The 10,266-nt window shown below is 75.2% G+C and carries 13 protein-coding genes; 6 read left to right on the top strand and 7 right to left on the bottom strand.

All coding sequences use genetic code 11. From position 1 onward, the window contains the following. Positions 1-865, top strand: an 865-nt coding sequence (locus AC51EU_RS21880) for a baeRF2 domain-containing protein (RefSeq protein ID WP_496268728.1), incomplete at its 5' end; no start/stop codon positions are given. A 9-nt stretch (positions 866-874) separates the two neighbouring features. On the opposite strand, the gene AC51EU_RS21875 is transcribed toward AC51EU_RS21880, so the two are convergent. From AC51EU_RS21875 to AC51EU_RS21865, 3 genes are all read right to left on the bottom strand, one after another. Continuing rightward, positions 875-1,417 carry a type 1 glutamine amidotransferase domain-containing protein gene (locus tag AC51EU_RS21875; RefSeq protein ID WP_496268727.1) on the bottom strand — a complete coding sequence of 181 codons (543 nt, stop codon included), beginning with the start codon at positions 1,415-1,417 and terminating at the stop codon, positions 875-877. A gap of 116 nt (positions 1,418-1,533) precedes the next feature. After that, a complete protein-coding gene (locus AC51EU_RS21870) occupies positions 1,534-2,028 on the bottom strand; it encodes a DUF6328 family protein (protein WP_496268726.1) in 495 nt (164 codons plus the stop codon). A gap of 20 nt (positions 2,029-2,048) precedes the next feature. Next, entirely contained in the window at positions 2,049-2,267 is a 219-nt protein-coding gene (locus AC51EU_RS21865) for a hypothetical protein (RefSeq protein ID WP_496268725.1), read from the bottom strand. A 282-nt stretch (positions 2,268-2,549) separates the two neighbouring features. On the opposite strand from AC51EU_RS21865, the gene AC51EU_RS21860 reads away from it, so the two are divergent. Further along, positions 2,550-3,332, top strand: a complete 783-nt coding sequence (locus AC51EU_RS21860; RefSeq protein WP_496268724.1) for a VOC family protein — start codon at positions 2,550-2,552, stop codon at positions 3,330-3,332. Positions 3,333-3,346: 14 nt separating this feature from the next. On the opposite strand, the gene AC51EU_RS21855 is transcribed toward AC51EU_RS21860, so the two are convergent. Next, positions 3,347-3,538 carry a DUF6381 family protein gene (locus AC51EU_RS21855; protein ID WP_496268723.1) on the bottom strand — a complete coding sequence of 64 codons (192 nt, stop codon included), beginning with the start codon at positions 3,536-3,538 and terminating at the stop codon, positions 3,347-3,349. 207 nt (positions 3,539-3,745) lie between these two features. On the opposite strand from AC51EU_RS21855, the gene AC51EU_RS21850 reads away from it, so the two are divergent. Together AC51EU_RS21850 and AC51EU_RS21845 are read left to right on the top strand one after the other, a co-directional pair. Continuing rightward, positions 3,746-5,218 (top strand): SigB/SigF/SigG family RNA polymerase sigma factor, encoded by a 1,473-nt coding sequence (locus AC51EU_RS21850; protein WP_496268722.1) that lies wholly within the window; start codon positions 3,746-3,748, stop codon positions 5,216-5,218. A gap of 54 nt (positions 5,219-5,272) precedes the next feature. Then, positions 5,273-6,199, top strand: coding sequence for an SCO6745 family protein (locus AC51EU_RS21845; protein ID WP_496268721.1), 927 nt, complete (start codon positions 5,273-5,275; stop codon positions 6,197-6,199). On the opposite strand, the gene ligD is transcribed toward AC51EU_RS21845, so the two are convergent. Both ligD and AC51EU_RS21835 read right to left on the bottom strand, forming a co-directional pair. Further along, positions 6,183-7,097, bottom strand: a complete 915-nt coding sequence (ligD, locus tag AC51EU_RS21840; RefSeq protein ID WP_496268720.1) for a non-homologous end-joining DNA ligase — start codon at positions 7,095-7,097, stop codon at positions 6,183-6,185. The genes AC51EU_RS21845 and ligD overlap by 17 nt on opposite strands. A gap of 97 nt (positions 7,098-7,194) precedes the next feature. After that, a complete protein-coding gene (locus tag AC51EU_RS21835; RefSeq protein WP_496268719.1) occupies positions 7,195-7,854 on the bottom strand; it encodes an endonuclease in 660 nt (219 codons plus the stop codon). 154 nt (positions 7,855-8,008) lie between these two features. On the opposite strand from AC51EU_RS21835, the gene AC51EU_RS21830 reads away from it, so the two are divergent. Next, complete coding sequence (locus AC51EU_RS21830) at positions 8,009-8,380, top strand: ArsR/SmtB family transcription factor (protein ID WP_496268718.1); 372 nt, start codon at positions 8,009-8,011, stop codon at positions 8,378-8,380. Between the two features lie 3 nt (positions 8,381-8,383). On the opposite strand, the gene AC51EU_RS21825 is transcribed toward AC51EU_RS21830, so the two are convergent. After that, on the bottom strand, positions 8,384-9,754 hold the full coding sequence (locus AC51EU_RS21825) for an FAD-dependent oxidoreductase (protein WP_496268717.1): 1,371 nt from the start codon (positions 9,752-9,754) through the stop codon (positions 8,384-8,386). Positions 9,755-9,967: 213 nt separating this feature from the next. Between AC51EU_RS21825 and AC51EU_RS21820 the strand changes: the two genes are divergently transcribed. After that, positions 9,968-10,266 (top strand): DUF6214 family protein (locus AC51EU_RS21820; RefSeq protein WP_496268716.1); only part of this gene is annotated, 299 nt, incomplete at its 3' end.

The following is a 10,266-nucleotide window of genomic DNA, read 5'->3' as shown; positions in this document are numbered from 1 at the left end:
GCTCCCCGGGCCGCCGACGGCGCCCCTCACCACCTGGGCGGCGCTGCCCCGGCTCACCCCGCTCCTCGAAGCCGCCGGCGGCGACCCGCGCTGCCTGCTCGTCCGGGTGGACCGCACCGGCGCGGACTTCCACCTGTACGACGGCGGGGAGGGCGAGCCGGTCGGGGAGGTGACGGGCGACGACTGGCCCGTCCACCGCATGGCCATCGGGGACCGGTCCGACGGCCACTTCCAGAGCAAGGTCGAGAACACCTGGGAGCACAACGCCCGGGAGATCGCCGACGCCGCGCGCCGCGCGTTCGAGCGCTGGGACGCCGAGGTGATGCTGCTGATCGGCGACGGCCGCGAGCGCCGCGCCGTCCACCAGTTCCTGCCCGGACCGCTGCGCGCGGTGACGTACGAGAGCGAGCACGGCGGACGGGCCCCCGGCGCGGGGAGCCCCCGGCTGGAACGGGACATCGCCCAGGTCAGGGCCGTGCACGAACAGGAGCATGTGGCGGAGGTCGCGGGCCGTTTCCGGGCCGGCTCCGAACCCGGCAGAAGCATCCCGTACGCGGCGGAGGGCGTCCCGGCGCTGGTCGAGGCGGCCCGCGAGCACCGCATCGACACCCTCCTCGTCCGCCCGCACAGTGCCGACGGCGGCCGCCAGGTCTGGGTGGGCCCCGCCCCCGACCAACTCGCCGTCCGCAGCTCGCAACTCCACTACCTGGGCGAACTGCACCCCGCCGCGGCCCGCGCCGACGACGCGCTGCTGCGCTGTGCCGCCGCGAACGGCGCGGACGCCGTCGTCGTACGCGATCCCGTCGAGGCGCCCGCCGGAGGGCTGGGGGCGATCCTGCGCTGGGCGTCGGCGACGGAGCGGTAGGGCGCTGTGTCAGCCGCCGCCGATGCCCGCCTCCTTGACCAGCGCCCCGCAGAACGCCTCCAGATCGCCGGGTCTGCGGCTGGTCACCAGGGTGTTCGGGCCGTTCGCGCAGACCACCAGCGGCCGGTCCACCCAGGTGCCGCCCGCGTTGCGGATGTCGGTGCGCAGGCTGGGCCACGAGGTGAGGGTGCGGCCGCGCACCACGTCCGCCTCCACCAGCGTCCACGGCGCGTGGCAGATCGCCGCGACGGTCCTGCCCGCGTCGAAGAAACCCTTGACGAACGCCACCGCCGCCGCGTGGGTGCGCAGGAGGTCCGGGTTGGCGACGCCACCTGGCAGCACCAGCGCCGCGTAGTCGCCGACGGAGACCGCGTCCACGGTGTGGTCCACGCGGAAGGTGTCGGCCTTGTCGAGGTGGTGGAACGCCTGGACGTTCCCGGACGAGGTGGATACCAGGTCCGGGCTGCCGCCCGCCTCCCGCACCGCCTGCCAGGGCGCGGTCAGCTCGATCTGCTCGACCCCTTCGGGGGCCGTCAGGAACGCGATCCGCATGAGCATGCTCCTTTCGCCGGTGGGGGCGGGGGAGGGCGGGCGCTCCGTGGCGCGCCCGCCCTCCCATCGCACCGCGCCCCCGCGCCCGCCGCATCCGCGCGGCGCGGGCGGCGCGGCTACCTCCTGGAGATGTACCGGTGCCGCGCCCACACGGGCAACGCGAACCAGCACGACAGGAACCAGACGACCACCGCCCCCGTCACCCACGGCGCCGCGCTCCCGTCGCCCCACGCGACCCGCAGGACGAGCAGCAGCGCCGAGGCGATGGTCGCCAGCAGCAGCACCACGCCCAGTACCGTCAGCCGGGACGCCCATACGACGGTCTCCGGCTTCAGCCGGCGGCCGGTGAGCAGCCGGTGGAACGTCACCGGACCGATCAGGGCGCCCGTGGTGGCCGCCCCCAGCACCAGCGTGATCACATAGAGCGTCCGGTCGGCGTCGGACAGCTGCCCGAACCGGGGCGTGAAGACCACCGTCAGCAGGAAACCGAAGAGGATCTGCCCCCCGGTCTGGGTGACCCGCACCTCCTGGAGCAGCTCGCCCCACCGGCGGTCCGCCCGCTCCTCGGGCGACTCGTGACGGCCGTGGAAGGCCGCGTCTCCCGGTTCCATGGGTCCTCCCGGCACAGCCCTCAGGGCCGGCCCGCGTCAGCCCCGTTCCCCTCGTGCCCGTCGGGCTCCCGGCTCTCGCGGCGCGGGCCGAGGGCGTCGCCCCGCTGTCCCCGGTCGTCCTGGCGGGCGGGGTGCGCCACCCGCGTGTGCCGGTCCCCGATCGCGGCCGTGATCTGCTCGATCACCGTCCTGCGGGCCTCGTCGGCGTGGTCCTTCCTCCGGTCCGGTCCGTCCGCCATCACGCGCCTCCGTTCCGGTCCGTGCGGCGCCCGCGTCCGCAGGGCCCGCACGGCGCCTCCCCCCTCATTGAGACACGGACCGACCCGTACGCCCAGTCGGGCGGCCCGCCGCCCCGCGCCGGGGCCGACGGGCCGGGCCCGCGCCGAAGGCGTACCGTCGGAGGCGGACCCCCGCCACCCGTGGGAGACCCGCTCCTGCCCGTGTGGCCTGCGGCCCACCGACCGCGCAGGAGACACCGGGCACGTCCCGCGGGAGGCGCACGGGACAGGGAGATGACCCCCATGCCGGCTTCCGAGAAGATCACACCCGCACACGGCGCCCCCTGCTGGGTGCACATGATGACGCCGAGCCTGCGGGCGACCCAGGAGTTCTACGCGAAGGTCCTCGGATGGACCTTCCGCCCGGGAAGCCTGGGGGAGGAGTTCGTCGTCGCGCTGGACGCGGGCCGCCCGGTCGCCGGGATCGCGGAGCAGAGCGCCTGCCTCCACGGAGGCGTCGCCTGGACCCCGTACTTCGCCGTCCGCAGCGCGGACGACGTCGCCGACCGGATACGGGAGCGCGGCGCGACGGTCGCCGTCGGGCCGATCGAGTTCGGGACGGGGCGCGCGGCGGTCGCCGCCGACCGGGACGGCGCGGTCTTCGGCTTCTGGGAGGGGCAGACCCTGCGCTGGTCCGTCGGCCTCGGCGGCGCCCCGGCCTGCCTGGAACTGCGCACCCGTGACGCCTTCGCCGCCGCCATCTTCTACGCGGAGATCTTCGACTGGGCCTCCGGCGAGCCCGGCGGCTGCGAAGTCACCTACGAGCACGACCGGGTCATCGTCCGCCAGAGCGGGCACACCGTGGCCGCGCTGCGCGGCGGCGGCGTCGAGGAGGCTCCCGACCCCCATCTGCGGCCGCGCTGGCACGTCCACTTCCAGGTGCGTGACCTGGACGCGGTCACCGGGGCCGCGGTGGCGGCCGGCGGGACGATCATGGCGCCGACGCCCTCACCGGCCGGCACCGGCAAGCGGTCGGTGATCCGCGACCCCGAGGGCGCCCTCTTCACCGTCACGGACACGCCGTAACCGCGGCAGCCGTGTCACGGGGCGGGGTAGATGTCCCCGCTGCCCATGCTGCTCACCTGCTCGCTCTGGTCCTCGATCCGCTGGGCCTTCTCCCGCAGCCTGCGCCGCTCCTCCGGATCGTCGCTACGGTCCGCCGCCTCCTTCAACTGGCGTGCCTTGTCCCGCATCTGCCGCACCCGGCCACGCAGTTCCTCTGCATCACTCATGGTCACTCCTCGCACACGGATGGGCGCTGTACTCCCAGCGAACCAGGGACCGCCGCCCTCGGCATCTCGGACACCGCCCGCCGCGGCGGGCCCTGTCGCGGGCACCGTCCGGCTGCTGCACAGTGGTAAGGACGGGACGGGACGGGAAGGCCGGACGGGACGCCGCGCGACGCGATGCGGGACAACCGATCGGAAGGCGTGAGTCGGATGAGTTCCCCTGCCAGGCCCCACGGGCACCGGCGACCGGACCCGGACACCGACGAGGCGTTCGACCGGCTGCGGGCGATGCCGGACGGACCCCCGCGCCGGCAACTGCGGGAAGAGATCGTGTACGCGTGGCTGCCGCTGGCCCACCGGCTGGCCCACCGCTACAGCGGCCGCGGCGAGAGCGACGAGGACCTGTGCCAGGTCGCCGCCCTCGGACTGCTCAAGGCCGTCGACCGCTTCGACCCCGGGGCCGGCGCTCCGTTCGGCGCGTTCGCCGTCCCCACCATCATCGGCGAGATCAAACGCCACTTCCGCGACGCTCTGTGGGCCGTCCACGTCCCCCGCCGCGCCCAGGAACTGCGCAGCCGCGTCCACCGGGCGCGCGAGGAACTCGCCGCCCGCCCCGGACACGGACCGATCACCGTCCAGGACGTCGCCGACCACACCGGCCTCTCCGAGGAGGACGTCCTCATCGGCCTCGACGCCCAGAAGACGTTCACCGCGCTGTCCCTGGAACGCCCCCTCGGCACCGAGGAACCCCACCACAGCCTCGGCGACCTCGTCGGCGGCGAGGACCCCGCCCTCGCCCTCGTCGACGACCGGGAGTCCGCGGCCCCGGGCCTGCGCCTGCTGCCCGAACGCGAGCGCCGCATCCTCTACCTGCGGTTCTTCATGGGCCTGACGCAGAGCGAGATCGCCTCCCAGGTCGGCCTGTCACAGATGCACGTCTCCCGGCTGCTGCGCCGCTCCTGCGCCTACGTACGGGAACAGACCCTCTCGCCCTGCCCGGCGGGCACCCGCACCGGCCCGCCGTCCGCCGTCCGATGCAATCTGCGGCCCGGTTCGTTACCGGCCCGCCGCCCCGGGAACGGGTCCTGTGCCGGTGCCGGCACACCGGGGAACGGAGACACACCGATGGGGCACGAGCCGGACGTCATCGAGGAACTGACCGGCGACCACCGCGCGGCGGACGCCCTCTTCCAGGAGTTCGACGCCGCCCCGCCCGGCAGCCCCGAACGCAAACGCCTCGTCGACGCGCTCACCATCGACCTCGTCCGGCACGCCGGCGCCGAGGAACAGCACCTCTACCCCGCCGTACGCGAACACCTGGCGGACGGCGAGGCACTGGCCGACCGGGAGAGCGCCGACCACGAGCGCGTCGAACTCCTCCTCAAGGACCTCGAACACCGCGACGCGGACGACGCCGACTTCGACCGGCTGGTCACCGAACTGCGCACGGAGGTCACCGCCCACGCCACCGACGAGGAGGACCGCCTCTTCCCCCTGCTGCGCGACGGCTGCCACCCCTACGTCCTGGAACTGCTCGGCGAGAGGGTGCGCCGCGCCAAGGCGTCGGCCCCGACCCGCCCGCACCCCGCCGTCCCGGGCGCCCCGCCGGGCGGCCCGCTCCTGGCCCCCGGCATCGGCCTGGTCGACCGCGTACGCGACCACCTCACCGGGCGCGGCCGGTGACCGGACGCCGCATTTCCCCGTTCCGGCGGGGCCGCGCACGGGTAGCGTCGGCGCATGGACATGCGAACGCGGGAGCGAGCCCGCGCGGAGGACGGACCGGGCGAGCGCGCACGGACCCTGTGGCAGCTCACCGAACCCCTGCACGCGGTCGTGTACTTCGGCCCGTCCTGCCGCCGTCTGGGCAAGGACCTGGGACTCAAGGGCTACTGGATGGGGTACTTCGCCACCCGCTCCGCACCCCTGGGCGCCGTCCCGCCCGCCCTCGCCACCGCCGTACTCGGCCTCTTCGCCCCCGGCATGGTCGCCCGCGCCCTCCCGGCGGCATGGGAGACCGTCACCCCCGCCGCCGCCCTGGAGGCCCGCGTCACCCGCGCCGCCGGGGAACTGCGCGCCCTCGCCCCCGACGCCGGGAAGGCGGCCGCCCGGGTGAACCCCGTACTGGAGGAGATCGTCGAGGACGCGCCCGGCACCGCGCGCCCCCTGTTCGCGGGCAACCGCGCCCTGTGCGACCGTCCCGACCCCGTGGAGCGGCTGTGGCAACTCACCACCACGCTCCGCGAGTTCCGGGGTGACGCCCATCTCGCCGCGCTCGTCGACCACGGCCTCGAAGGCTGCGAGGCCCTGGTGCTCGCCGCGGCCTGCGGCCGGGTGCCCGCCGACGTCATGCGGCAGGACCGCGGCTGGAGCGAGACACAATGGGCCGCCGCGGCCGACCGGCTGCGCTCCCGTGGCCTCCTCGACGCGCACGGCGGCGCCACCGAGCGCGGCACGACGGAACGCGAGGAGATCGAACGGACCACCGACCGGCTGGCGGCCCGGCTCCTGGCCCCGCTGACCGGCGCACGCGCCGAGCGGCTGTGCGCGGACCTCGCCCCCCTGACGCGGCAGGTCCTCGCCTCCCGCGTCCTGCCGTTCCCCAACCCCATCGGCCTGCCGCGCCCCGCGGAGGAGGAACCGCGCGGGGTCACTCCAGCGCGTTGAGGCGTGCGCGGGCCGTGCGCAGCGACCGGCCGTGGCGCAGCACCCCTGACCACGGCGCGGACCGCGCCTGCGCGACCACCGACGGGACGTCCCGCAGCGACCAGGTCCGCGGGCCGATCCCGGGGTCGTCGAGCTGCCGCCAGGTGATCGGCGCGGCGACCGGGGCACCCGGTGCCGTCCGCAGCGACCAGGGCGCGACAGCGGTCTGCGCGTAGGCGTTGCGCTGGACGTCGAGATACAGACGGCCGCCGCGGGCGTCCTTGCGCACCTCGGTCGTCAGGTCGTCCGGGTACCGGGCCGCGAGCACCTCGGCCAGGTCCTTGGCGAAGGCGTGCACGGCCTCGTGGCCGGCGGCTCCGGCGAGCGGGACGACGACGTGCAGGCCCCGGGAGCCGGTGGTCATCAGGGCGGCGGACAGGCCGAGTTCGCCGAGGAGGGAGCCCAGCCGCCGGGCCGCGGTACGGACCGGTTCGAAGCCGGAGCCCGGCGGATCGAGGTCGACGATCAGCCGGTCCGGCCGCCGGGGCCGGCCGGCGCGGGCGAGCCAGCGGTGGAAGGTCGTACACGCCTGGTCGGCGAGGAACAGCAGGGTGGCGGTGTTGTCGCAGAGGGGGTGGGTGACCGTGCCGTCCTCCTTGGGGACCTCCGCGCGCCGGACCCAGTCCGGGTAGTGCTCCGGGGTCTCCTTCTGGAAGAAGTGCGGGCCGTCCAGACCGTCCGGCACCCGCTCCAGCATCAGCGGCCTGCCCCGCAGCCGGGGGACCATGAACGCGGCGATCCGCCGGTAGTAGCCGACGACGTCGCCCTTGGTGAATCCGTCGTCGGGGAACAGCACCTTCTCCGGCCGGCGCACCTCCACCGTGCGACGGCCCGCGCGCACCCTCTCCGTCGTACCCATGCGCCCCGGGTACCCCTTCGGCCCCGGGTCACGCACACGGCTCCCGTGCCGGACGGTACGGCCGGGGCGCGGGCCCGTACGCTCCGGACCCGCCCGGTCACCCGGCGGCCGCCGCCTCGCGCACCTCCTCGGCCACCTCCTCGTCCAGCGCCGCGCGGACCAGGCCCGCCGCGAAGCCGGCGGTCTCGTCCCGCTCCACCAGCGACGCCAGCCTCCCCGGCGTCCTCGGCAGGCCGAGGCGTTCCGCTCCCTGGAGCGCCTTCGGGTCCAGGAACGGCGCGAACTCCGTCCAGAGCGACTGCACTTCCCGCACGAAGATCGCCGAGCCCGCGGGGCCGATACCGGGCACCTCCTGGAGCGAGCGGCGCAGCGCCTCGGCGTCCCCGTCCGCCGCCTGACGCATCCGCCGCAGGTCACCGCCGTACCGTTCCCGCAACTGCTCGGCTCCGACACCGAGTTGGGTGGACGTCCGCTCGTCGTAGCGCCGGTAGCCGCCCTCGCCGAGGGCGTCGACCCGCTGCTGCCAGGTCGCGTCCGCCATCGCCTTCGGGGAGCGCATGCCCGCGTCGAAGAGCGCCCGTGCCGCGGCGACCGCGACGGACGCCCGGATGCGTGCGCTCAGCAGGTCCGCCAGCACCAGCAGCTGGTACAGCGGCTGCGGGGCGTCCCGCAGCCGGATGCCCGCCTCCTGGGCGTACGTCGTCCCGTGCCGTGCGAGCAGCGCGCGGGCCACCGCGGCCGGTTCCGTCCTCGTCATCGCGCCTCACCCTCCGTCCGGCCGGTGCCGCTCGTGCCCCCTTCCGTTGTCTCACAGCACCCGCCGCCCCCGCGCGTCGGCCGGGAGACCGCCGAACTACGACGGTTCTCGTACCATGGAAACCCCTCGTCCCGTCCGCCCTCAGGAGCCCGCCATGCCGACCGCCACGACGTCCACCGCCACGACGTCCGGCTCCCGGGCGCTGGCGCATCCCCGGCGCGAGGACATCCGGCTGGCCGGTGTGCTGCACGCGCTCGCCGACCCGATGCGGCTGCGCATCGTGCGCGCCCTGGCCGCCGCCGAGGACGAGAGGAACTGCGCCGACATCGAGCTGCCGGTCAGCAAGTCCACCTGTACCCACCACTTCCGCGTCCTGCGCGAGCACGGCGTCATCCGCCAGACCTACCGGGGCACGGCCAAGATGAACGCACTGCGCCGCCAGGACCTCGACGCCCTCTTCCCCGGCCTGGTCGACGGCGTCCTGCACGGCGCGGAACTCCAGGCCCGCCGGCTCGGCGACGCCTGACCCTCACCCCTCGCGGCGCGCCGCGGCCAACAGTTCCTCCCAGTCCGGGAGTTTGACGCTGCCGCGCCCCAGGTGCCGCCCCCGGTCGGCCTCCGCCGCCTCGATCCGCAGCCAGCCCTCCCAGGGCACCGGGTCCTGCCCCGCCCGGCGCAGCGCGGCCACCGGGTCCCCGGCCACCGTACGGCCCGACAGCCGGGCCGCGTCCGCGAGCAGTGACGCCGCGGTCTCCTTGGCGCACGGCCGGTTGGTGCCGATGACGCCCGTCGGCCCGCGCTTGATCCACCCCGCCACATAGAGCCCCGGCACCGGTGTCCCGTCCCGCAGCACCCGCCCCTCCCGGTGCGGCACCGTCCCGGTCGCCTCGTCGAACGGCAGCCCCGGCTGCGGCGTCCCCCGGTAGCCGACCGACCGCAGCACCACCTGCGCGGCGATCTCCTCGTACGTCCCCGTGCCCGTCACCCGGCCGTCCCCGTCGGGCGCGGTCCGCTCGAAGCGCACCGCCCGCACCCCCGTGCCCGGCTCGCCCAGCACCTCGACGGGCCGCAGGAAGAACCGCAGGTGGATGCGGCGGCACGGGCCGCCGGGCCGTCCGCCGGACTCCTGTTGCGTCCCCTGCGACCAGCCGCGCAGCACCTCCAGATTGCGCCGGACCACGGCGGGCAGCGCCCCCGGATCGCGGTACGCCGGGTCGCGCGCCAGCTCGTCGGGCCGCACGCGCACACCGGCGCCCGGCAGGGTGCCCAGCTCCCGCAGCTCCTTGGTGGTGAACTTGGCGCGGGAGGGGCCGCGGCGGCCGACCATCCAGATGTCCTCGACCCGGCTGTCGGCGAGCGCGCCGAGCGCCCCCTGCGGCATATCGGTGGCGGCCAGGTCCGCGGCACCGCGTGCCAGGATGCGGGCGACGTCCACCGCCACATTGCCCACACCGATCACGACGGCGGACCGCGCGGTCAGCGGGAAACGGGCGCCGGCGGCATCGGGATGGGCGCTGTACCAGGCGACGAAGTCGGTCGCGGAATGGCTGCCCGGCAGCCCCTCGCCGGGAATGTCCAGATGCCGGTCGGTGGCGGCCCCGACGCAGAAGACCACCGCGTGGAAGATCCGCAGCAACTCCCGCGGCCCCAGGCCCGGCGCGCCCGCCTCCACGTTCCCCAGGAAGCGCACCCGGGGGTGCTCCAGCACGGTGCGCAGCGTGCCCTGGAGCGACTTGATCTTCTCGTGGTCCGGCGCCACGCCGTAGCGGACCAGGCCGTACGGGCACGGCAGCCGGTCCAGCACATGGACCTCGACATCCGGTACGGCCTGCTGCTCGACGAGGGACTGGGCGGTGTAGACCCCGCTGGGTCCGGCGCCGACGACTGCGACACGAAGCACGGTTGGCCCCTTCCGCGAAGTACCCCCAGCATCGCACCGGAGGACGCCGCGCGGGGGGTGGACGGGGCGGGCGGGAGATGAGCTATCGGGGTAGTCCCGGTGCGATGAGCGTGCCGCGCCACTGGGCCGGGCGGGTACGGCGCTACGTTCGTTCTCGTGTCGGAAAGCGACTTTTATACTGTTGATGATCGATATAAAGCCCAAGGTGTGGCGGTGAATTGGCCCGCCTGGGAGATTCGGGGACACGGCTCGGGCGTCCCCGCGCCCGAGCTCGCGCCGGGGTACGTCCCCGGGGCGGCCTCCGGCTGCGCGGACGGCGCCTCCGGCACCGGCCCGGCGTCCCGGCCCGACCCGCTCGCCCCCTGGGTCAGCGCCCGGCTGACGTTTCCCGACGGCGCGCTGATCGACGTCCTCGTCACGGTCTTCGACGACGGCATCACCGTCGAGGACCTGCGGGCCGACCCCCCGCTCCCGCTCGGCGCGCTCGCCACCCTCGCCCACTGGATCGACGG

It is taken from the genome of Candidatus Streptomyces philanthi, assembly GCF_059553635.1.
The sequence above is the reverse complement of the archived record's forward strand: the minus strand, read 5'-3'. Positions and strand labels throughout refer to the sequence as shown.

What these genes read in the sequence shown, in the direction of transcription:
- AC51EU_RS21855 (WP_496268723.1), bottom strand. Translation starts at nt 3,538, where the DNA reads ATGAGTGATGCAGAGGAACTGCGTGGCCGGGTGCGGCAGATGCGGGAC.
- AC51EU_RS21875 (WP_496268727.1), bottom strand. Translation starts at nt 1,417, where the DNA reads ATGCGGATCGCGTTCCTGACGGCCCCCGAAGGGGTCGAGCAGATCGAG.
- AC51EU_RS21865 (WP_496268725.1), bottom strand. Translation starts at nt 2,267, where the DNA reads ATGGCGGACGGACCGGACCGGAGGAAGGACCACGCCGACGAGGCCCGC.
- AC51EU_RS21870 (WP_496268726.1), bottom strand. Translation starts at nt 2,028, where the DNA reads ATGGAACCGGGAGACGCGGCCTTCCACGGCCGTCACGAGTCGCCCGAG.
- AC51EU_RS21845 (WP_496268721.1), top strand. Translation starts at nt 5,273, where the DNA reads ATGGACATGCGAACGCGGGAGCGAGCCCGCGCGGAGGACGGACCGGGC.
- AC51EU_RS21850 (WP_496268722.1), top strand. Translation starts at nt 3,746, where the DNA reads ATGAGTTCCCCTGCCAGGCCCCACGGGCACCGGCGACCGGACCCGGAC.
- AC51EU_RS21860 (WP_496268724.1), top strand. Translation starts at nt 2,550, where the DNA reads ATGCCGGCTTCCGAGAAGATCACACCCGCACACGGCGCCCCCTGCTGG.
- AC51EU_RS21835 (WP_496268719.1), bottom strand. Translation starts at nt 7,854, where the DNA reads ATGACGAGGACGGAACCGGCCGCGGTGGCCCGCGCGCTGCTCGCACGG.
- ligD (WP_496268720.1), bottom strand. Translation starts at nt 7,097, where the DNA reads ATGGGTACGACGGAGAGGGTGCGCGCGGGCCGTCGCACGGTGGAGGTG.
- AC51EU_RS21830 (WP_496268718.1), top strand. Translation starts at nt 8,009, where the DNA reads ATGCCGACCGCCACGACGTCCACCGCCACGACGTCCGGCTCCCGGGCG.